Origin of the sequence: Streptomyces sp. SS7, from assembly GCF_037993025.1 — a bacterium.
GTDB lineage: Bacteria > Actinomycetota > Actinomycetes > Streptomycetales > Streptomycetaceae > Streptomyces.
Window position 1 is genome coordinate 8924683 of record NZ_CP141223.1, and the last position, 21464, is coordinate 8946146.

The window sequence follows — 21464 nt, forward strand, 5'->3', positions numbered from 1 at the left end:
TTCCGCGGTCGAGTACCACGTTAGGAGCCATGCAGGTCAGATCCTGACCTAAAGCCCCACGCCGTCGCGCACAACTCGCGCTCCACCCCTCCCGTGTAGCAGGCCGCCGCCAGCCACGCCCGGGCGAAGCGGGGCGTGCCGGCCGGAAGGAGCCGGCCGAACGCGTCCCGCGTGCGGTCCGCCGCCGTCGCGTGCAGCTCGTCGAGCACGGCCGCGCCGGTGGCGAACCCGTTGCGGCGCAACCGGGCCGGATCGCCCGCCGCACCCCCCGGGAAGGCCAGCACCCGGCGCCCCCCGGACACCGCCTGGTGCACCCGGCGCCGCAGCAGGTGGAGCGGGGCCTCGTCCGGCACGGGAGCGGCGGCCGGCGGCACGGCCGGCGCGGGCAGATCGGCCCGCTGGAGTCGGTCCAGACCGAGATCGACCCGCACGCCCGGCCGGGACGGGTGCTCGGCGGCCAGCAGCAGGGCCCGGGGGAGCGGCCCCGGCGCCAGCCGCGCGATCACCCGCAGACGGGTGCCGAGGGCGGCCGCCAGCAGCCGTAGGTTCTCCCGATGGGGGAGCGCCGGATCGTCGTGCGCCGCGGCCAGCCGCAGCGTCAGCCCCTCGCAGTCCGCCAGCAGACAGTCACCCGCGGCCTCCCGGACCGTGCCGACGAGCGTGACGTCGAGGAACAGCAGGTCATGCGGCCCGCCGTCGAGGGCCCGGCGCACCTGCTCGGCCACGGGCACCGCCCACAGCCGCTCCAGCGGCTCCCCGCGCCAGTCGGCGCCGGACGCGCGGACCGCCCGTACCCCCGCCCCCGCGCCCAGGCGTCCGGTCGGCGACACCGTCGCGCCGGACACGGCGAGCCCCGCGCGCGACAGCTCGCGGTGGGTCAGGGCCGTGTCCCCGATCCGCACGGTCCGGTCGGCGGCGCCGGTGGCCCGGCCGGCACCGCCCGGCGCCACATCGGACACCGTGTACAGACGGCCCTCCGTGTCCGCCGTCCAGGTGACCGCACCCGCGTACCCGGTCGCCGTCAGCACCGGTTCGGAGAACAGCCCGTACAGCCGCAGCGAACCGTCCGGCGTGTACGGCTGCCGTACCGTCCCGCGCAGCTCCGCCAGCTCGGCTCCCGCCGCACCCGGCAACCGGTGCGCCACCCCCAGGACCGTCCGCAACGCCTCCACCAGGTCGGGCAGCCGGTAGGCCGGGTCCGCGGAGCGCGCCGCCCGCACCCCGGTCACCACCGTGACCGCCGCCGAGGCGGCCCGGGGGAGCCCGGCGAGCCGCGCGGTGTGCGCGGCCCGCAGCAGCTCCGCCTGGAGCACGGCCCCCGCCCCGTCCGTACCGGCCTCGAGCACGGCGGCCGCCGCCTCGAAGACGGCGCGGGCGGCGCCGAGCTGCTGGGGGGAGGGGCCCTCGGGCTCCGGCTCCGGTGCAGGTTCCGGCTCCGGAGACGACGGCTGCCGCGGGGACTCCCCGGCCGCCGCCGGTGTCTGCGGGCCGCCGTCCTCGACGGCCCCCGCGGGGACGCCGTCGGCCACCGGCGCCGCCGAGGCCGCCGCCGCGCGGTGCAGACAGTCAGGGGCGAGCAGACACCCGCAGCGGACCGCGTCCGCGCTGGTCACCACGGAGCCGGGGGCGTGCAGTTCGAGATCGGTGTCGTCGTCGATCGCGATCCGCACGGTGTCCCCGTCGCGCACGACGGGACGCCCCGCCAGTTTGGCGACGCCCGCGTCCAGCCGCTTGCGCAGCCGGGGCGACAGCGCCTCCACGAGTTCGGCGGTCACGGCCGGGACGACCGCGGGCAGCTGCGGACTCGTGCTCATGCGATCTTCTCCCCTACCCAGCGGGCCAGTTCGAGCGGACTGAGGGCGGCCACGGGCATGCCCGCCGACACGAGCTGACCCGCGACCCCCGTGGAGTAACGCGGCCGGCCGGTGTCGTCGAGGCTGGCGCAGCCCAGCACATGACAGCCGGCGCCGACCAGGGCGCGGACCTCGGCCAGCAGCCCGCCGAGCGGATACCCCTCCTCGAAGTCGCTGACGACCACGACGAGGGTGCGCGAGGGCACGGTGACCAGCTCACGCGCGTGCCGCAGACCCGCCGCGATGTGCGTGCCGCCGCCGACGCGCACCTCCAGCAACAGCGACAGCGGATCCTCGACATGCCCGGTGAGATCCATGACCTCCGTGGAGAAGGCCAGGAAGTGCGTCGACAGGGTCGGCACCCCGGCCAGCACCGACGCCGTGAGCGCCGCCCACACCGTGGAGGCCTCCATGGACCCCGACACGTCCGTGACCAGGATCAGCCGCCAGTCGGCGGCCCGGCGCGCCCGGGTACGGAACACCGGGTGCTCCGGGACGACCCGGACCGTGCCGTCCGGGCCGCGCCGGGCGGTCGCCAGGTTGGCCCGCAGGGTGCGGGGCAGGTCCAGCCCGCCGCCCGGCCGCCGGCTGGGCCGGGGCAGGACCGTGCCGTGCAGCGCGGGCCGCAGCCGGGTGGCCAGCTCCCGGGTGAGCGCGTCCACCAGCCGCCGGACGAGCGGCCGGAGCGCCGCCAGCCGGGCCTCGGGCAGCCCGCCCGCATGGCTCAGCACCGTGCGCAGCAGCTCGACCGAGGGCCGCACGGCGGCCGCGTCCAGCTCCGTCAGCACATCCTTGCGGCCCTCCGCGGCGGCCGCCGCCAGCACCTCCTCCCGGATACCCGGTCCGAACAGCGCCGCCAGCTCCTCCGACCACTCGCGCACCCCGGGATACGGTGCCTCCCGGCCGCCGCCCACCCCCGTACCCGTGAGGTCGCCCCGGCTGCCCTCGCCGCGCCCGCTGCCGTACAGCTCGTCGAGCGCGGTCGCGAGCGGTGCGGCGGAGGCCGAGAGCCGCTCCTTGCGCCGGCCCAGGACGAGCCGCCAGCGGTCGGCGGGGGTCAGCCGCCGCTCCTCGGCCGGGGACGGCGCCTGGTCGTGGCCCTGGTCTTGGTCTTTGTCTTTGTCTTGGTCCCGGTCCGGGGCGACCGGTGCCGTGTCGGTGCTGTCCGGCTCGGTGCCGGGGGCGGATGAGGGCAGCAGGCCGAGGGAGCGCAGGGCGGTGTGCGCCGCCAGGTCGGCCTGTGTCCAGGCGGCCAGCGCGGCCGGGTCCACCCCGCCGGTGTCGGCCACCCGGTCGGTGCCGAGGCGTTCCTCCACGGCCGACAGCAGCCGGTCCCGGGCCGCCGGGCTCAGCGTGTCGAAACCGCCCCGCAGCGCCGGGAGCCGCTCCAGGAACGCGCGGTCGGGCAGCTCCGCCACCCGGGTCAGCAGCGGATCCAGGGCGTCGGCCGCCGCCTCCAGCAACGGCCCCGCGGCCGTCAGCAGCCCCGTCAGCCGGGCGGTCAGCGCGGACCGCGCGTCGGCGTCCACCGCACCGTCGACCCATGAGGCCACCCGGTCCCCGAACGCCCGCGCGTCCTCCTGCCCGAGCAGCACCCGTACGGCCCCGGCGGCGCCGCGCATCAGCGGCGAGCCCCCGGCGGCCAGCCGCGCGAGGGCGTCGGCGAGCCGGATCCCGCCCAGCAGGTCCGCGCGATGGGCCAGTCCGAGCAGGGCGTGCGCGTCGGCCGCCTCCTCGGAGCCGGTCAGACCGTCCACCTGCCGCACCGCGGCCGACGTCAGCAGCTCGGCCACGTCCGCCGCCCGCGCCGTACGGCGGCCGTCGGCGCCGAGCCCGGCCACGTGACCGGCGCGGACCCGGTCCAACAGGGCCAGCCCGGCGAGCAGTTCGGGCAGCGAGCCGGCCTGCGGCAGGGTCTCGGCGAGGTCGTCGAGCCGTTCGTCCGCCAGCGTCGGCAGACCGCACTCCGCGGCCCGCGCCAGCCCTTCGAGCACCTGGGCGCCGGTCGAGCCGCCCTCGTCCCGCTCTGCGCGTCGCCGCTCCCGCAGCACCCCCTCGGCGGCCTGGGCGGCGGTCACCCCGCGCACCCCGGCCGCGGTCAGCATGGCCGCGGTGGCCGGCGTCCAGCGCACCTCCCAGCGCGAGGTCAGCGCCTCGGCACCGCCCGCGCCGGCGACCTCCTTCGCCTCCCCGTACGGCACACCGCACACCGCCAGCCGACGCAGCAGCAGCTCCCGGCGCCGGTCCAGGTCGGACCGCAGCGGGTCCAGACGCAGGTCCTTGGCGGCCGGGGCCGTGCCGTTCCCCGGTCCGGGCAGGCCCAGCTCGGCGACCTCGGTCTCCACCGCCGGAGCGAGACCGCTGCGCGGGGCGCCGGGCGCGGGACGTCCGGTGCGGGTGCCGACCAGCACCCGCTCCATCGCCCGTGCCACGGCCCGGCCGCGTCCGTACGGCTCCCCCTGGGCGAGCACCGTCTGCACCGCCTCGACCAGCTTCGCCACGGCCCGCCGCCGGGAGACCGCGCAGCCGGGCCAGGTCCGAGGCGAGCCGGGTGATCTCCCGGGCATCGGCGGGCCCCGACGGATGCCCGAGTCCCCGCAGCTCCGCGCACACCCGTACGGCCGCCCGCGTCAGCGCCTCCTCCAGCGCGGCGGGCTCCCCGCCCGCCCGCAGCACCAGGTCCTGCCACTCCGGGTCCCGGATACCGGCCGGATACCCGGAGCGCTCGTCCAGGAGGGCGTAGGTGTACGGGATGAGGGAGGTGGTCCAGGTGCTCGAAGGGGTGCTCGAAGGGGTGCTCGCGGGGGAGGGGCGGTCGTCGGAGGCATCGATACCGCAGGCGTCGGCACCCGGGGCGCCGGAGTCCGCTTCCTCCCCGCCCCCCGGCTCCGTCAGCGCCGGGGCGTGGAAGGCGCCGACGACCACCGCCGCCCGCCGGCCCCCCGCCGTGGCCTCCGCGATCCGGGCCCGCATCCACCGCTCCCGCCGCAGGTCCAGCTCCGGCACCCCGCCCGCGGCGGCCGCGTCCTCGCGCAGCGCCCAGCCCGTCAGCAGGGCCGCCCGGCGCAGCGCCTCCGGCGGTGACCCCGGTGCACTCGCCTCGACGAGCCGGTCCCACAGATCGTCCCCGGGGCGTCCGGTGAGCCGGGACCGCAGCGCCGAGGTGAGCCCCAGGGGCTCCCCGGCCGCGGAGCCGTCACGCCCCTCGCCCCACGCCCGGTGCGCGAGCGGCAGGTCGCAGGCGACCACGGGCACGCCGCGCCGGGCCGCCCACCGCACGGCCGCCAGCTCGGGCGAGAAGTCGGCGAACGGATAGAACGCCGGCCCGGCGCCGCCCCGGCCGTCCCCGGGCGCGGCGGCGAGGGCGACCGGCGCCCGCGTCTCCTCGTGCCCCAGCCAGGGCAGCCACTGCTGCATCTCGGCCGGCAGCTCGACCAGCACCACGTCCGGCCCCGCCGCGTCCAGCAGCGCGGGCACGGCCGCGGCCAGGGAGGGCGCGTGATGCCGCACACCGATGAGGAAGGGCGCGTCGTGACGGGTGAGCGCGGCGAGCGCCCGGTCGGGGGCCACGACGGCCTTCCGGGGCGAGTCGGGGCCGCACGGCTCCGTCGTGGTGCGGGGTGCGACCCCGTGGGAGTGGGACACGACCGTCAGCCCTCCAGGACCGTGCGCAGGTCCCACAGGGTCCGCCAGGTCGCGGAACCCTGCTCGGCGCGGCGCCGTACGGGGCCGTCCCAGTAGCCGCGCAGCCGGGCCGCGTCCGCAGGGTCGTCCTTGCGGACCACCCCGAGCAGATGGCCCGGCAGCAGACCGAGCACATCACGGTCGCCGGGGAAGTACGCCGCGGCCAGCCCCAGTGCACCCGCCACCGACACCGCCTCCGCGGTGCTCATCACGGTCGACGGCCGCTCCACCTCCCAGCCCTCGGCCGACCGGCCCTCACGCAGGTCCCGGAACGCGGTGACCAGCGCCTCCAGCACCGCGTCGTCGACCTGGAACGGCGCCCCGGACCGCTCCACGGAGGCCCGCGCCTGGCTGCGCACCAGCGCGGTCTCCGCGTCCAGGTCGGGGATCGGGCCGACCGTCTCGAAGTTGAAGCGGCGCTTGAGGGCCGCGGACATCTCCGAGACGCCCTTGTCCCGCAGGTTGGCGGTGGCGATGAGGTTGAAGCCGGGTGCCGAGTGCGCCAACGCGTCGTCCGTGCCGGCCAGTTCGGGCACCGCGATCCGCCGCTCCGACAGCAGCGACACCAGCGAGTCCTGCACCTCCGGCAGACACCGGGTGACCTCCTCGACCCGGGCGATGCCGCCCCGGCGCATGGCGGTCAGCACCGGTGAGGGCACCAGCGCCTGCGGGCTGGGCCCCTGTGCCAGCAACAGGGCGTAGTTCCAGCCGTACTTGAGCTGGTCCTCGGTGGTGCCGGCGGTGCCCTGCACGACCAGTCCGCTGGTCCCGCACACCGCGGCCGACAGCAGCTCGGACAGCATCGACTTGGCGGTGCCGGGCTCGCCGACGAGCAGCAGGCCGCGCTCCCCGGCGAGGGTGACCACACACCGTTCGACCAGAGCGCGGTCGCCGACGAACTTGCCCTCCACGACCAGCCGGCGCGGCACCCCCTCGGGTGCCTCCGCGCCGTCGGGCAGCTTCAGGGCCCGGCCGTCGCTGCCCATGACGAAGGTGACGACGGCACGCGGGGTGAGCCGCCAGGCGGGCGGGCGCGGACCGGCGTCGTACGCGGCGAGGAAGGCCAGCTCGACGGCGTACCGCTCCTCCGGCGGCACGATCTGGCGGGCGGTGTCGGGGGACAGGGTGGCGGTCATCACGGTGCGTTCTTCCAGGTGGGGCGGGACGGTGGTCATCGGCGGCGGCCCTTGCGGGTCGCGCGGGACGTGAGCTCCTCGTACGCCGGGGCGTCACCCGTGCGGACCCGGTCCCAGGCCCGCTCGTACACCTCGGCCACCGGCAGCAGCGGTACGGCGCGTCCGTACCCGCTGAGCGGGTAGAGGCCCTGCTTCCAGAGCTCCACCGGCAGCGCGCCCCGGGACTTCAGGTCCAGCCAGCCGCACGGCAGGAACAGCGTGCGTCCGGCGCGCGACCGCTTGGCCTCCACGACCAGGTCGGTCGCCGCGAGTTCGGCCCGGGCCTTCTTCATCCGCGCGGGCTTCCAGCCGGTCCAGCGGGCGCAGTTGCGGTCCGTCGGGTCGGGCAGGGCGAGCAGCATCAGATACAGCGCCGCCGCGTCCGCACCGAGACCGTGCCGCTCGGCGACCTCGGCGACCAGCGTGGGCACGCTGAACATCGGGTCCTGCGCATGCCCCGAGGGCCCCTCGGGGTCGACACCGACCGCGAGAGCGCGCGTGAGCTCGTCGTCGAGGAGGGTCCGCAGGGCCCCCATGCCCTGTCCGCGCCCGGGGCCGACGATCCCTTCGAGCAACCCGAACACCGGGTCGTCCGAACCGGTGAGCGCACCGGGACGCACCAGTACCGTCTCCTGCTCCCCGTACCAGGGGCGCAGCACCAGCGCCTCGCCCGCCCGGGTCAGCCCGTCCTGGCCGGCGCCGCCGGTGGCGGGCATCCCGTACGCCTTGCGCAGGGCGACGGCGGTCGGCTCGGCGGTCGCCGTCCAGGCCAGATCCAGGTCGAGGAGCAGCCCCGGGTCGGCGACCCGGCGGCGCAGCGCGGCGAGACTGTCCGGCAGCACGGCCCGCAGCGGATGCCCGTACGGCAGCGCGTAGGCGAGGCCGGCCAGGGCGTGCACCGCCTGCGTGATGTCGTACCGGCCGGGCAGGGCCTGCGGGTCCTCCGCGACCAGGGCGCCGTCCTTGTCGGGCCGCTGCACGGTGGTGCGGCTGATCCAGGGGGTGCGCCCGGGGTTGAGGACCTCGTACGCGGAGCCGAGGGGCAGGGAGACGAGGGAGAGCTCGGCGGCCAGCTCCTCGGGCAGCCGCACGACATCGGCCAGGAACCGCTTCCAGATGCCGCCCACCGCGTCCGTGTCCGGGCCGGTCGTCCACAGGTCGGCGGGGTTCTCGGGCAGCAGCGCGCCGACCATCGGCTTCCAGTTGCCGGGCTCCAGCGAGTTCAGCAGCTGGTCGCCGAGCTCCTTCTGGCGAGGCTTCAGCCCGGTCGCCGCGCTCACCTCGTCGGTGAGCTGCGCGGGCCGGCCGGCCAGCAGCAGGGCCGCCTGCACGGGCCCCAGCCCGCCCCGGCTCGCCGTGACCAGCGCGTCGACCGCCTCCGGCTGCCAGGGGGCCGGGCCCTTGTCCCGGACGAGCCGGGTGACGGCGGCGAGCGTCTCGGCGGGGTAGACCGCCGGATGCGCCTGTTCCTGCTCCAGGGCGAAGTGGGCGATCGCGCCGCGGTCGTCGGCCGGGCCGTGATCCAGGGCCAGCCAGTGCATACGGTTGTGCTCGTCGACGTTGCGGGAGCCGATGACGACGACCGTGCGGTCCGCCCGGCGCAGCACCTGGCCGACGCGCTGCTGCTTGTCGTGGGGCTCGCTCAGCACGACCTGCCGCAGCAGCTTCCCCGGAGCGGCCAGCGGCCCCTCCACGATCGCCTCGAACAGCAGGAGCAGCGCCGCCCGGTGCGTCTCGGTCGTCGCCGGGGTGGCCGCCCGGTAGGCCAGCGGGCGCAGGGCGTCGAGAAGGGACAGCCACTGCGCGCCGTCGCCGGGGACGGTGAACTCGTCACTGGTCCAGCCGTCCTGCGCCCCGGTGGTCCGCAGGGCCTTCGGCAGCGGCTTGCCGTCGGCGGGCTCGCCGGACAGCACGTGGTTCACGGCGCGGATCTGCCGCAGCGTGCTCCACCGCGGGGTGCCTCCCCACCAGCCGTGCAGACCCGCCAGGCCGCTCACCGCCTCCTTCAGGGTGGTGTCGTCGCCGTACTCGGGGCGGTAGTCCGCGAACATGCCCTCGGTGCGCCGGGGGTCCCGCTGCGACTTCTCGGCCGGGGGCGCCACGTACACCGCGGTCGACTCGTCGAAGCGCAGGGCCGCGCGCACCAGCGCCGCCACCCCGGTGACCAGCCGTTCGTCGCCCAGCTCGGGCAGGGCGGCCGAGACCACCGTCCGCAGTACCTCGTCGGCGGCCGGGACGCCCGCCTTGGCGTCGTCCGTGCCGTCGACCGCCGCGGCCGCGGCTATTCGCGCCTGCCGCTCCGCCAGCGCCTCGGCGCCGGCGCGCATCACCTCGGCCACGCGCGCGTCGGTCAGCGCGCGCAGCACGGCGGAGGCCCGCTCGTCGCGCGGACGCAGCGCGTGCCAGAACTCCACCGGCGGCACGAACCGGGTGCCGGCGGCGAACTCGCTGCCGCGCTCCATCGGCGTCACCCGCCCGAGTTCACCTGCGGCGGAGGTGTCGGCCCCCGCGTACAGCGCGAGGTGCTGCTGCCTGCGCACGACGACCGGCTCGGCGCCGCCCGGCAGCCGCAGCGCGCCGAGCGGAACGCCGGAGTTCCCGCCGCTCCGTGCCACGGTGACGGTCCGGCCGTCCGGGGTCCCGGCGACCGTACGCGCCTCGGCGCCCTCGCCCTCGGTGCGCACCCAGCGGCCGAGGACCGTGCCGTCGGTGCCGAAGGGGCTGTGCTCCAGTCCGGGCTGGAGCGGCAGCACCTCGCAGTCCTGCTGCCGCAGCGTGGCGCCCTCCCGGACACCGCCCTGCACGAAGGCGGGCAGCGAGGCACGCCCGTGCGTGCCGGTGGCCGGGTCGTACTCGAGCCACACCTGCTGCCGGCCCTGCCGCCCCTGACGCCAGTAGGACGTGCCGTCGCCCAGGATGCGGCGGCCCGGCGGCAGCACCGTGTCGCCGGCGTGCAACGTGCGTCCGCCGGTGGCCCGGCCCCCGCCCGGCAGCGGAACGGAGGCAGCGCCCGCGTGGCCGGAGCCGTACCAGTAGTAGGGGATCGTCTCGCCGCCGAGCGGGAACACGTCGGCCGCGCGGGCGGACCAGTAGCCGACCTGCTTGCCGTCCTCCCGCCACATCACCAGCAGCTCGCCGTCCGTGTAGCGGAACGACGGACGGTTCCACCGGCCCAGCTCCACGGGGAGCCGCAGCTCGTGCTCCAGCAGGATCTCCTCGGGGCCGACGACGAACACCTTGTGGCCCCGGTGGACGATCAGCGCGGGCCAGGCCTCCTGGACCGTCACCGTCTTGTCCTGGTCGCCCTGGGGCTTGGTCTCGGCGTCGATCCGGCGCAGCGCCTCGTCGAGCGCGGGCCAGCCCAGCTCGTCCAGGAGGCCTGCGCGCAGGGTGTGCCCGAGCAGCGGCGCGGCCTCGTGCGCGGCGACCCGCGCCACGGCGTCCGGGGCCACCTCGGCGGCCACCGTGCGGAACGGCTGCATCCGCTCCAGTGCCGCGCGAGCGGGGGGCAGACCCGTGGCGGCGGTCAGTTCCCCGGCCGCGTCGCTCAGCCACTCACGCAGGACGTCGCTGAGCACCGGGTGCGCGGCGATGCCCTTGAGCACCGCGGCGTCCGGGCGGTTGCCGCTCTGCGTGCCGATCTCGGTGTACAGCAGACGCCGGAAGCGGGCGTCCGCCGCGATGCCCGTCAGCTCGCGCCGGCCGGGCCGGTCCTCGCTCAGCCAGCGCTGGAGACCGAGGTACACCACCTCGTCCGCGGGCGGCGGCGCCAGCGGGATGCCCTCGGCCAGGCAGAGGTCGAGCAGGTCGAGGTCGGCACCGGCGTGCCAGCGGCCCGTGACGATGTCCACGGGCCGGCCCTGGGCCCGCAGCCGGGGGGCCATCCTCGCCACGAGCGCGAGGGTGGCCGCGGAGCGGTCGCAGATGTTGCCCCCGTGCTTGCGGTGCAGCGCCCAGCGGGTCAGCCAGTCCGCCGCGTCGACCGCGTCGGACTCGTCCGGCCCCGCACCGGCTTCACCGGTCAGCAGCAGGTCGGCCCCGCACTCCGCGAGCAGCGCCAGCCAGAACTCGTCGTCCTCGACGGACCGGCCGAGAGCGGCCGGCATGATCTCCAGCAGTCGGCGCCGCACCGCGGGCTCCCGCTCGGCGAGCACGACGAGCGTCGCCCGGTAGGAGTTCCAGAAGGACGCCGGGGCCCGCACGGCCGCGGGCGAGGCGAGCAGGTCGCCGACCAGCCCGCACTCCTCGGTGACCCGGTCCAGCCCCGCCGCCTTGATCAGCCCGCGCGCGTCCTGCGGCAGCGACGCGTAGGGCGGCATCCCGGCGGCGCACCGCTCCACCGTGAGCTGCCGGAACTGGCTCCAGGCGTCGGCCGGGCTGAGCCGCGCGGCGAGCGCCTTCACATGCTCCTTCAGCGCCTTGACGGTCAGCGCGCCCGCGAACGCGAACTCCAGGAACACGGCGCGCTGCCGCTCCTCGTCCACCGTCAGCGCGTGCACCCGCTCGGCCTCGCGCGCCTTGCCGAAGAAGGCGGCGGCGTACGTCGTGTTCTCGTGCTGGAGGAAGACCCGCGCCGCCTGCTCGTAGAACGTCGGCAGGAAGTGCGGGACGGCCCGGCCCAGCCGGGTGCCGAGCTCCTCGAAGCCGTCCTTGGCGTTGCCGGGCCGGGACTTCGCCTGGCGCGCGAGCCGCTCGACGTCCCTCACCAGCGCCAGCGCGTGATGGCCGTTCGCCGGGTCGTTGACCAGCGCCCAGGCCGGGAAGCCCAGGGTCACCCGGCGCACCTGGCCCACCTCGGGGACCTCGGGGTCCCGCACCAGACCGAGGAAGTCCAGGGCGAGGTCCTCGGCCTCGCCGAGCGTGCCCGGCACCAGCCGGACGATCCGCCGGTCGTCCAGTCCGGGGTGGGTGTAGGTGCGGACGGTGAGCGTGTCGGCGTCCTCGCGGTCCGTGCTGCCCGGCGGCAGGACCGCGCCCGCGTCGAGCAGCGTGCCCGCGGTGGTCTCGTCGTAGGTCGTCATGCCGCCCGCTCCTCGTCCTCGATGTCGCGCCCCGCGTACAGTGCGGCCGCCATGCGCATGCCCTCCGACCAGGCCACCGGTCCCACCTGACCGAGCCTCAGCACCCGGCCCGCGGGATCGGTGAAGGTCAGCGGGCCGGTCTCGGACTCCTCGTAGCTCTCGTAGTCGCCCACCCACACCCGCGCCTCGACCGTGCGCCCGTCCTCCAGGACGGCGTGGACGGCGTTGCCGCCGCGCACCCGGTAGCCGAGCTGGGTCACCCGGCCGTGCAGGAACCGCTGCTCCTTGAAGGCGCCGCCCGCGTACTCCTCGACCGAGGTGCCCTCGGCGTCCAGCGTCGCCGGACGGTGCCACACCTCGCGGAAGAGCTGCTGGGCGCGCTGCTCCACACCGAGCTCCACCGCGAACTCCCGCAGGTCCTCCAGATCGTCGAGGAGGACCGGGTGCGGCAGGCGGACCAGGTCGGGGGTGATGCGCACGGTGTCGCCGTCGAGGTCGACCAGTCCCAGGCCGCGCTCGGGGTCGGCGTCCCGCAGGAACCCGGCCACCTCTCCGTCGGCCCCGGTGACCACCAGGTCCCGCAGCGCCGCCTGCCAGGCGGGGTCGGGCCACACCCGGGCCACGACCGCGAACGGCACCGGCAGCGAGCGCACCATCCACCGCTCCACATCGGTCAGGCACTGCCGCTCGTGCCGCTCCAGCCACTCGACGAGCTGGCGCAGTCCCACCACGGCCGGATCGTCGGCGATCTTGGGCGGTACGGACTTCAACAGCCGCCCCGCCGCGTTGCGGCACACCACCTTGCCGTCGTCGAGGGCGACTTCGTAGTCGCCGGCCGACACCCACCCCATACGTGCCTCCCGCACCCGCATCGATCAAGTGACGGGAACTGTAGAACAAGCCACTGACAACGGGGCCCGGCCGAAGCAGATCTGACGGCGGACCAGGCGTGACCTGCGGGAATTCCTGTCATGACCCCGCCGAGTAGCCCCGAGAGCCCCCGAGATCCCGCCAAGAACCCGCCACGAACACTCCGGGAACGGGTCCGCGGGCCGCGCGCGGAGGCGGAAAAACGACGGGACCCCCGTCGGTGTCGACGGGGGTCCCGATGCCCTCGGGCATGGGTCCGAGGGTCAGCCCTCGACCCAGCCGTGGTTCTTGGCGAACTGCGCGAGCCCGCCGCGCACCTGCAGGATCTGCTCCCCGGTGAGCGAGGGCGCCGCGCTCAGCAGGGCCTCGGTGACGTCCCGGACGAACTCCTCGGTGCTGAGCACATCGCACAGCACGTCGTCGTCGGCCGCGAGCGGCTTGCCGTCCTCGCCCCGCGCGAGCCGGACCGCGGACGCCTTCGGACCGCGCTCGCCGTCCTCGATCTCGAACTCGACGAGGATGCCCCGCCGCACCTGCGACTCGGGCATCAACATGTCGTTGACGTGCAGGAAGACATCCTCCCCGCCGTCGTCGGGCGCGATGAACCCGTAGCCCCGCTGGCTGTCGAAGCGCACCACACGACCAGCAACCATCCCAACCCCCAGCAACCTCGAAACACCCACTTCGGTGAACCTGCCCAGATCGTAGTCAAACCGACCGCCCCCAGGCGACTCCCGGGTCCCACCGCGCGCGGCGCACCTCGCTGAGCTGCGGAAACCGCCCGTGTCAGTCCTCGGTGGCGGCGCGCTCGGCGTCCCGCTTCTTCAGCCGGGCCGCCTCCTTGCGGACCTCGGCCTGGGTACCGCGCTCCTTCTCCAGCCACTCCGGCTCGGCGTCCTTGAGCGCGTCGATCTGCTCGGTGGTGAGCGCCTCCGTCACCCCGCCCCGGGCCAGGCCCGCGATGGACACGCCCAGCTTGGCCGCGACCACCGGACGGGGGTGCGGGCCCTTCTCGCGCAGCGTCCGCAGCCAGGCGGGCGGGTTCGCCTGGAGCTCGTTCAGCTCGGCGCGCGAGACGACGCCCTCCTGGAACTCGGCGGGCGTGGCGGGGAGGTACACACCCAGCTTCTTCGCCGCGGTGGCGGGCTTCATCGTCTGGGTGGTCTGCTGCGACTTCATACGGTCCAGGGTATCGGCCGCCGCGGAGACCTCCGACCACAGCCGGTAGCCTGGCGGGATGACCGACCAGGCGGATTCCCCTTCGTTCCGGCTCGCGTACGTTCCCGGAGTGACGCCCGCCAAGTGGGTGCGGATCTGGGAGGAGCGCCTGCCCGACACCCCTCTCACCCTGCTCCAGGTGTCCCCGGCCGAGGCCTGCGAGGTCCTGCGCGGCGGCGCCGCCGACGCGGCCTTCCTCCGGCTGCCCGTCGACCGTACGGTGTTCAGCGCGATCCCCCTTTACACCGAGACGACGGTCGTCGTGGTCCCCAAGGATCATGTGATCACCGCCGCCGAGGAGATCACCCTGGACGATCTCGCCGACGAGGTGGTGATCCACCCCCTCGACGACGTCCTCGGCTGGTCCGAGCTGCCCGGGGAGCCCGCCTTCGAGCGCCCGCGGACCACGGAGGACGCGATCGAACTCGTCGCGGCGGACATCGGCGTCCTGATCGTGCCGCAGTCCCTGGCCCGCCTGCACCACCGTCGCGACCTCACCTACCGCACGCTGGTGGACGCCCCGCAGTCGGCGGTCGCCCTGTCCTGGCCCGAGGAGGCGACCACCGACCTGGTCGAGGACCTCATCGGCATCGTCCGGGGCCGCACGGTCAACAGCACCCGGGGCCGGGCCCAGCAGGCCCCGCCGAAACAGCGCGAGCCCCGCGGGACCGCCGGAAGCGGCGGAGGCACCGGAGGCGCGCGCGGCCGCAGCGGCGGCACGCGGAGCGGCGGCTCGGCGAAGGGCGGCAGCGGCACGAGGAGCGGTGGCGGAGCGCGGGGCGCGGGCGGGACGAAGGGCGGCGGCGGTACGAAGGGCGGCGGCCGGCGCGGAACCGGCGGCGGCAAGCCCCGCCGCCGGTCCTAGCGCCGAGCCATCGGCGGCCGGTGCCGCCGCCGATGCCGCTCCGCTCGTCCGTTCAGGCCACGTAGCTCGCCGCGGCCGCGGTGCTCACCACCTTCTCGCCGTCCGCCGACGGCAGCAGCCCGGTGGCCACCCAGGCGTCCACCACCGACCGTACCCGGGCGACGAGGGCCGCCTTGGAGGCGAACGGCGCGGCCGCCCAGACCTCGTCGAGCAGCGTGGTGCCGTCCGGCTTCGCGGGATTGGCGACCCCTGAGTCGACGGTCCCGAAGACGGCCTTCGGCTCCGAGCGCCGGACGTAGGCGTGCGTGGGGTCCTCCGTCCCCTCGAAGAACGGCGCGAACTCGGTGCCGTTCAGCGTGTAGTGGAGGGACTTGCCGCTCACCGGCGTCAGCGTGGGCAGCAGATCGCCGGAGAGCGCCGCGTTGGCGTACAGCCCGCACCGCAGATACCCGGTGGAGGAGTCGCGGGCGACCAGGTTCACCGGTCCGTAGAACAGGGTCTGCAACGACGGATCGTCCAGGGCCTTCTCGACGCGCAGCCGGAACGGCACGCCGACGCGTACGACGTCACCGGACTTCCAGGTGCGGGACACCGTGAAGTAGCTCCCGGCGACCGGAGTGCCGTTCACCGCGCTGCCGTTGACCGTCACCCGGAAGCCCGCGGTCGCCCAGGACGGCACCCGCAGCCGGAGGGCGAAGGACGCGCTGCTCCCGCCGAAGGTGAGGGTCGTGCCCTGTTCCACCGGGTAGGCGGTGGTCTGGGTGACCGTGACGCCCTTCTCCGCCCAGGTCAGCGTGGACGGGCTGTAGAGGTTGACGTACAGCGCGCTGCCGTCGGCGGCCTTGAAGTACACCGAGTCCTGGTACTTGGTGGCGCTCTCCATCCCGGTGCCCTCGCAGCAGGTGGTGCCCTGCTTGGGCGTGTAGTCGCGCACATGGCCGGGGGTGAGGCCGATGAAGTACGTGACGAGCGGCTTCTCCGTGTCCGCGGTGTCCTGCTTGGAGCCGAGGACCTGGTTGAGCAGGGTCCGCTCGTAGTAGTCCATGTAGGCCGGGGTCTGCTCGTGGAAGAACAGGGTCCGGCTCAGCTTCAGCAGGTTGTACGCGCAGCAGGTCTCCGCGTTCGTGGTGCTGATCGTGCCCGCGATGACGTCCCGCGCCTTCCAGAACTCACCGGTGCTGGTGCCGCCGATGCCGTACGTCCGGTGCGGGACGACCATGCCCCAGAAGTTCTTCGCGGCCGTCAGGTAGCGGGTCTCGCCCGTCGCGTCGTACAGCCTGAGCAGTCCGGTGAAGATCGGGATGTGCTGGTTGGCGTGCAGCCCGTCGAGCGTGTCGGTGTTCGCGGCGCACGCGTCGATCAGCGAGTCGAGGTCGAAAAGCCTGGCCAGCGCGAGGTGTTCGGCCTTCCCGGTGAACGCGTGCAGATCGACGATCGCCTCGACGATCCCGCCGAACTCGCCGCTGGAGAACAGCCCCCACATCCGCTGGAGCGTCGCCGCGGAGAGCACCGACAGCCGGGAGTGCATCCAGTCGCCCATGCCGGACGCAAGATCGAGGGCGCGGGCGTCGTCGGTGGCGAGGTAGGCGTCCAGCAGGCCGCGCAGGATCTTGTGCGCGGTGTAGTACGGCGCCCAGACCTTGGTGTAGTCGCTGCCGGTCATCGACTCCAGGAGGATGAACTGGGTCTCCGGGTAGGCGGCCAGGAACCCGGGGTGGCTGGGCCCGCCCCAGGTGCGCTTCAGGGTGGCGGTCAGCCCGCGGCCCGAGGCGTCCGAGAAGGTGCCGCCGGCGGTGGCCTGGAACCAGTACGACGCGAGGTTGCCGAGTCCGGGCGAGGAGAGCTTGGCCTCGCTGGTCTGGAGCGAGGTGATCTCGGCCTGGGTGAGGACCCGCGACCACACGTTGAACTCGTCGTAGCAGCCGGCGTACAGGGGGTCGCCGGAGTAGTTCGACCGGCCCAGCCAGTTGTTGGTGAGCGTGCCGAGCGCCGCGGGGGTGAGGGTCATCGCCGTGTTCGTGGCGACCGCCGTGCCGTTGACGTACAGGGTGCCCGTGCTGCCCGAGAGGGTGACCGCGAGGTGGCTCCACTGGTTCAGCGGCAGCGCGGCCGTCCCGTTGAGGCCCTGCTCGCCGCCCGCGCCGCCGGTCGTGATGGCGAACCGGGGCACACCGCTCGCGTTGCGGCTCGCCAGGTACATGTACCGGGTGGTGTTGTCGCCGAAGTCGAACACCCGCTGCCAGTCGGCGTCATGGGTGGGCTTGACCCACACGGCCAGGGTGATCGCGGAGGCGCCGTTCAGCACGGTGGCGGGCAGGTCGACGTACTGGTAGGAGCCGCGCACCAGTTCCAGACCCCCGCCCCACTTCCCCGTGACGGCAAGCATCTTCGGGTCCGTGCGCAGGGCCGCGCGGACCTCGGACAGCGCGCCGACCACGGTCGCGATGCGGTCGGCGAACACCTGCTCGCCGGTGCTCGCGTACGCCTGCGCCAGCATGGTCAGGAAGTGCCCGGTGTAGTGCCCGCGCAGATTGCCGTTGGCCTCGCCGTCGAGCCCCTCCCAGCCGCCCGGCGCGACCGCGCCCAGCGTGGAGAGGCCGGCGTTGGCCCGGAACACCTGGAGCAGCCGGTTGACGTCGTAGCCGCGGGCGTGGTCGAGCATCAGCTTCCGCTTGCTGGCGAAGATCCCGGCGCCGAGGGCCACGTCCTGGAGCGCGAAGGGCTGCAGCGCCCAGGAGGCCGGCGGCGGAAGCGTGGCCGCCGAGGCCGAGGGGGCCACCGCCGCGCCGACACCGGGGGCCGCGGTGGCGAGGATCGCGCTCCGGAGAAGGGTCCGTCTGCTGAGGGGAGGTGCCATGTACTGCTCCTCTGATCCACAAGGGGGTGTGTTCGCCGTCGCGTGTCCGGAAGGCGTCCGAGCGCTGTTCGATATGACGAACGATGTGCGGATGGTCGACCAGACGTTAGAAGGGGGACGGGAAGGCGTCAACGGGCCTGACAGGACCGAAAGTTGAGAGAGTCACCTGCGGGCCGCGCGGCCGATCGACTCCACCAGCGGCAGCAGACGGTGCGGTACGCGCTCGCGCAGCGCGACCTCGGTCCGGGTGCGCACCACTCCGGGGAGGCTGATCAGCTTCTGGATCACGTCCTCCAGATGGGCGTTGTCCCGCGCCACCACCCGGGTGAGCAGGTCCCCGCCCCCGGTGATCGAGAAGGCCTCGACGATCTCCGGTACGGCGGCCAGCGCGTCGCCCACGTCGTCGAGATGCCCCTGGGTGACCTCGATGTGCACGAACGCGAGCACCGGGTGACCGAGCGCGGCGGGGGAGAGCGAGGGGGCGCTGCCGGTGATCACCCCGTCCCGCTCCAGCCGGTCCAGCCGGGCCTGGAGGGTGCCGCGCGCGACACCGAGGATCCGCGCGTACTCCCGCACGCTGGTCCGCGGCTGTTCGAGCAGCAGCCGCAGGATGCGGGTGTCCAGCTCGTCGACGGCCATGACTCCCGGCCTCCTGGTACGGGACTGATCTTCGCCGACTGTACCAACGGCCCGGCCGGACGGCCCACACGGTGCGCCGGGGACGCCGCACTCCCCGACCCCGCTCGACGGGTGCCATGCTGGATGCGGGGACCCGTGCGGGCGCCGGGGGCGGGAGCCACGCGCGGCGCCGCAGCCGCCCCAGGAAGAAGATGACGGTGATGATCTCCCAGCCGGTCCGGGTGCCCGTCGACGGCGCGGCGCTCGCCGGCGATCTCCTCGTCCCGGAGCACGCCCGGGCCGTGGTGCTCTTCGCCCACGGCAGCGGCAGCTCCCGGCACAGCCCCCGCAACCGCGCGGTCGCCGCCGAACTGCGCTCCGCGGGCCTCGGCACCCTGCTCGTCGATCTGCTCACCGAGCCCGAGGAGCGCGCGGACGCGTCCACGGGCGAGCACCGCTTCGACATACCCCTGCTCGGCGGACGTGTGGTCGCCGTGGTCGACCGGCTCGCCGCACGGCCCGACACCGAGGGCCTCCCCGTCGTCCTGTTCGGCGCCAGCACCGGCGCGGCGGCGGCGCTGACGGCCGCGGCCGAGCGGCCCGGCCGGGTGCTGACCGTGGTCTCCCGCGGCGGGCGGCCCGACCTGGCCGGGGCCGCCCTGGACGCCGTACGGGTGCCGGTGCTGCTGATCGTGGGCGGCCGGGACCCGGAGGTGCGGCGGCTGAACGAGGAGGCGGCGCGGCGGCTGCCGGGGCCGTGCACCCTCCACGTCGTACCGGGCGCCACCCATCTGTTCGAGGAGCCCGGCGCGCTGGAGCAGGTCGCCGGGGTCGCGAAGCGCTGGTGCGCCGATCGGCTGCGGGAGCTGCCCCCGCCGTCGCCGCGAGCGCATCGCCGGGACGGAGGAGGCGGTCGTCATGCGGTTCCCTGACCGTGCCCGGGCCGGACGCGAGCTCGCCGAGGTGCTGCGCGCGCGCCAGGACGACGGCGAACTGCCCGACCCCGTCGTCCTCGCCCTGCCCCGGGGCGGCGTCGCCGTGGCCGAGGAGGTCGCCCGCGCGCTCGGCGCGCCGCTCGACGTGCTCGTCGTACGGAAGATCGGCGCGCCCTTCCAGCCGGAACTCGGCGTCGGCGCGCTCGTGGGCGACGCCGAGCCGCTCTTCGACGAGGCCATGCTGGGCGCACTCGGCCTCACCGAGCGCGACCTCGCCCCGGTGGTGGAGCGCGAGCGCGCCGAACTGCGCCGCCGTGAGATGCTCTACCGGGACGGCCGCCCCGCCCCCGACCTGCGCGGACGTACCGCGATCGTGGTCGACGACGGCCTCGCGACCGGAGCCACGGCCCGCGCGGCCCTGCGCCACCTGCGGCACGTGGCGCCCCGCCGCACGGTCCTGGCCGTGCCGGTCGGCGCCCCGGAGGCGGTCGCCCTGCTGCGGTCCGAGGCGGACGACGTGATCTGTCTCCACCGGCCGGCCGCCTTCACGGCCGTCGGCCTCTGGTACGAGGATTTCGACCAGCTCAGCGATGCCGACGTGCTGCGTGCCCTGCGCACGGCGGCCGGCCGGTGAAGCGCCGCCGCTGGTCCGATGGCACCCCGCCGGTCCACCCGCTGAGGTCTTCACTGCACCATTGGCCCAGTGCTCACGGCACCGGTTGAACCATCTGCCGACCGGATGTTCCTATGGACGCGTCAATGGCGCTGCGGACCCCGCGGCGCCTTTTTCGTGCGGGCGTCCGACAGGGGTGGGAAGCAGTGCTGAAGAGGGTGTTCACGGCTCCGGACCCGGGGCGGACCCGGCTGCGCTTCGCCGCCCGGGCCGTCCTGGGCATCGGCCTGGCCGTCGTCGCGTGCGGTCTCGCCGGGCACGCGCTCCCCGGGATCGTCACCGGCGGCCTCGCGGCCCTGCTCGCCCTGTTCACCGTCGCGGACGCCTCCGTGCGCGGCCAGGCGGTCACCACCGCCCTGCTGCCCGCCGTGGGCCTGCCCGTGCTCACCGCGGCGGCCGTCCTGCACGACCACCCCGTGGTCCGCGACCTCACCTTCCTCGCCGTCATCGGCGCGGGCGTGTACGCCCGCCGCCGGGGGCCGCGCGGGCACAGCCTGGGCGTCTTCGCGTTCATGATGTTCTTCGTCGCCCAGTTCCTGCACGCGACGACCGGAGACCTCCCCGAGCTGTACGCCTCCCTCGCGCTGTCCCTGACGGCCGCCGCGGCGGTGCGCTTCGGGGCGTGGTGCTACGAGCGCCGCACGCCTCCGGCGCCCGTGCCCGCCCCGCCCGGCGGCCGCGGCCTGGCCCGGGTCACCACCCGCCAGGCCGTCCAGGCGACCGCCGGCGCGGGCTTCGCCCTCGTCCTCGGCCAGCTCGTCTCCGGGCAGCGCTGGTACTGGGCCGTCGGCGCCACCTGGTGGATCTTCGTCAACACCGCCTCGCGCGGCGAGACCCTGGTGCGCGGATTCCGCCGGGTCCTCGGCACGGTGATCGGCATCGGACTCGGGCTCCTGGTCGCGGTCCCGGTGCACGGAGCCCCCGCCCCCACCGCCGCCCTGGTGGCACTCTCGGTCTTCGGCATCTTCTACACGGCCGCCGTCTCCTACACCTGGATGATGCTCTGGGTGACCCTGCTCGCCGAACTGCTCTACGGCCTCCTCGGCGTCCTCACCCCGGGGCTGCTGGCGCTGCGGCTCGCCGAGACCGCGGTGGGCGCGCTCGGCGCCGCGCTCGCCGTGCTGTTCGTCCTGCCGGTGACCACGCACACCATCACCGACGCCTGGATCCAGCGCGCCCTGCGCTGTGTCCACGCCTGCACCGCCGAGGCCGCCGCCCGCCTCGCCGGCGACCCCTTCGCCGACCCGGCCGGGCGGGCCGCCGAACTGGACCAGCTCCTCGGCCGGGTCCGGCTCGCCGTCGCGCCGCTCGTGCACCCCCTGAACCCGATGGCCGGCCGCAAGCGACGCGCCCGCCGGGTGCTGGCCCTGCTGGACGACTGCGCCCGGGAGAGCCGGGGTCTGGCCGCCGTCGCCGCCGACCCCGAGGCCTCGCACGACGCCCGGCTGGCCGCGGCCTGCTGGCGCGTGCAGGCGGCCGTGGAGGCCCTCACCGGCGGCGGTGCCCCGGCGGCGGTCCCCGGGGAACGGCCCCCGGCAGCCCATCCCGCCCTGCCCGCCCTGGCCCACCTGCACGGTCTGGAGCACGCCCTGGCGGAACTGTCCCAGCCGCTGCGGACCCCGTCGGGATCGCCACTAGTCGGGGCGTGACGTTTCGGCGCGGGTCTGGTCTAGACCTGCGCCGGTCAACTGCTAC

Annotated in this window: 12 protein-coding genes and 1 pseudogene; 4 read left to right on the plus strand and 9 right to left on the minus strand. The window is 75.2% G+C overall.

All coding sequences use genetic code 11. The features are described from left to right. Positions 1-20: 20 nt before the first annotated feature. The 7 genes and pseudogenes from U5640_RS40235 to U5640_RS40265 all read right to left on the minus strand — a co-directional run bounded on the left by U5640_RS40235 (position 21) and on the right by U5640_RS40265 (position 13782). Positions 21-1814: a hypothetical protein gene (locus U5640_RS40235; RefSeq protein WP_340384170.1), complete on the minus strand. Its 1794-nt coding sequence runs from the start codon at positions 1812-1814 to the stop codon at positions 21-23. Then, positions 1811-5423: pseudogene (locus tag U5640_RS40240) on the minus strand (DUF5682 family protein). The gene U5640_RS40235 and the pseudogene U5640_RS40240 overlap by 4 nt, the downstream one beginning before the upstream one ends. An 80-nt stretch (positions 5424-5503) precedes the next feature. Then, complete coding sequence (locus U5640_RS40245) at positions 5504-6673, minus strand: AAA family ATPase (RefSeq protein ID WP_340385619.1); 1170 nt, start codon at positions 6671-6673, stop codon at positions 5504-5506. 35 nt (positions 6674-6708) lie between these two features. Beyond that, positions 6709-11733, minus strand: a complete 5025-nt coding sequence (locus tag U5640_RS40250; protein ID WP_340384171.1) for a hypothetical protein — start codon at positions 11731-11733, stop codon at positions 6709-6711. Then, positions 11730-12584, minus strand: a complete 855-nt coding sequence (locus U5640_RS40255; RefSeq protein WP_340384172.1) for a DUF4132 domain-containing protein — start codon at positions 12582-12584, stop codon at positions 11730-11732. The genes U5640_RS40250 and U5640_RS40255 overlap by 4 nt, the downstream gene beginning before the upstream one ends. Before the next feature lie 282 nt (positions 12585-12866). Beyond that, positions 12867-13256 (minus strand): cold shock domain-containing protein, encoded by a 390-nt coding sequence (locus U5640_RS40260; RefSeq protein WP_340384173.1) that lies wholly within the window; start codon positions 13254-13256, stop codon positions 12867-12869. Between the two features lie 133 nt (positions 13257-13389). Beyond that, positions 13390-13782: a DUF5997 family protein gene (locus U5640_RS40265; RefSeq protein WP_340384174.1), complete on the minus strand. Its 393-nt coding sequence runs from the start codon at positions 13780-13782 to the stop codon at positions 13390-13392. A gap of 58 nt (positions 13783-13840) precedes the next feature. Here U5640_RS40265 and U5640_RS40270 point away from each other — a divergent pair, with 58 nt between their 5' ends. Continuing rightward, positions 13841-14686: a LysR substrate-binding domain-containing protein gene (locus U5640_RS40270; RefSeq protein WP_340384175.1), complete on the plus strand. Its 846-nt coding sequence runs from the start codon at positions 13841-13843 to the stop codon at positions 14684-14686. A gap of 52 nt (positions 14687-14738) precedes the next feature. Here U5640_RS40270 and U5640_RS40275 read toward each other — a convergent pair whose 3' ends face one another. Then, a complete protein-coding gene (locus U5640_RS40275; RefSeq protein ID WP_340384176.1) occupies positions 14739-17543 on the minus strand; it encodes a beta-L-arabinofuranosidase domain-containing protein in 2805 nt (934 codons plus the stop codon). A 162-nt stretch (positions 17544-17705) separates the two neighbouring features. Beyond that, positions 17706-18182 carry an Lrp/AsnC family transcriptional regulator gene (locus U5640_RS40280; RefSeq protein WP_067256969.1) on the minus strand — a complete coding sequence of 159 codons (477 nt, stop codon included), beginning with the start codon at positions 18180-18182 and terminating at the stop codon, positions 17706-17708. 200 nt (positions 18183-18382) lie between these two features. Here U5640_RS40280 and U5640_RS40285 point away from each other — a divergent pair, with 200 nt between their 5' ends. The 3 genes from U5640_RS40285 to U5640_RS40295 all read left to right on the plus strand — a co-directional run bounded on the left by U5640_RS40285 (position 18383) and on the right by U5640_RS40295 (position 21418). After that, positions 18383-19093: an alpha/beta hydrolase gene (locus U5640_RS40285; protein ID WP_340385621.1), complete on the plus strand. Its 711-nt coding sequence runs from the start codon at positions 18383-18385 to the stop codon at positions 19091-19093. Beyond that, complete coding sequence (locus U5640_RS40290) at positions 19080-19730, plus strand: phosphoribosyltransferase family protein (RefSeq protein WP_340384177.1); 651 nt, start codon at positions 19080-19082, stop codon at positions 19728-19730. The genes U5640_RS40285 and U5640_RS40290 overlap by 14 nt, the downstream gene beginning before the upstream one ends. A gap of 185 nt (positions 19731-19915) precedes the next feature. Further along, positions 19916-21418: an FUSC family protein gene (locus tag U5640_RS40295; RefSeq protein WP_340384178.1), complete on the plus strand. Its 1503-nt coding sequence runs from the start codon at positions 19916-19918 to the stop codon at positions 21416-21418. The last annotated feature ends 46 nt before the right edge of the window (positions 21419-21464 follow it).

Bases quoted from the DNA above. Each gene is read 5' to 3' on its own strand.
- U5640_RS40235 (WP_340384170.1), bottom strand. From the start codon at position 1,814: ATGAGCACGAGTCCGCAGCTGCCCGCGGTCGTCCCGGCCGTGACCGCC.
- U5640_RS40245 (WP_340385619.1), bottom strand. From the start codon at position 6,673: ATGACCGCCACCCTGTCCCCCGACACCGCCCGCCAGATCGTGCCGCCG.
- U5640_RS40250 (WP_340384171.1), bottom strand. From the start codon at position 11,733: ATGACGACCTACGACGAGACCACCGCGGGCACGCTGCTCGACGCGGGC.
- U5640_RS40255 (WP_340384172.1), bottom strand. From the start codon at position 12,584: ATGGGGTGGGTGTCGGCCGGCGACTACGAAGTCGCCCTCGACGACGGC.
- U5640_RS40260 (WP_340384173.1), bottom strand. From the start codon at position 13,256: ATGGTTGCTGGTCGTGTGGTGCGCTTCGACAGCCAGCGGGGCTACGGG.
- U5640_RS40265 (WP_340384174.1), bottom strand. From the start codon at position 13,782: ATGAAGTCGCAGCAGACCACCCAGACGATGAAGCCCGCCACCGCGGCG.
- U5640_RS40270 (WP_340384175.1), top strand. From the start codon at position 13,841: ATGACCGACCAGGCGGATTCCCCTTCGTTCCGGCTCGCGTACGTTCCC.
- U5640_RS40275 (WP_340384176.1), bottom strand. From the start codon at position 17,543: ATGGCACCTCCCCTCAGCAGACGGACCCTTCTCCGGAGCGCGATCCTC.
- U5640_RS40280 (WP_067256969.1), bottom strand. From the start codon at position 18,182: ATGGCCGTCGACGAGCTGGACACCCGCATCCTGCGGCTGCTGCTCGAA.
- U5640_RS40285 (WP_340385621.1), top strand. From the start codon at position 18,383: ATGATCTCCCAGCCGGTCCGGGTGCCCGTCGACGGCGCGGCGCTCGCC.
- U5640_RS40290 (WP_340384177.1), top strand. From the start codon at position 19,080: ATGCGGTTCCCTGACCGTGCCCGGGCCGGACGCGAGCTCGCCGAGGTG.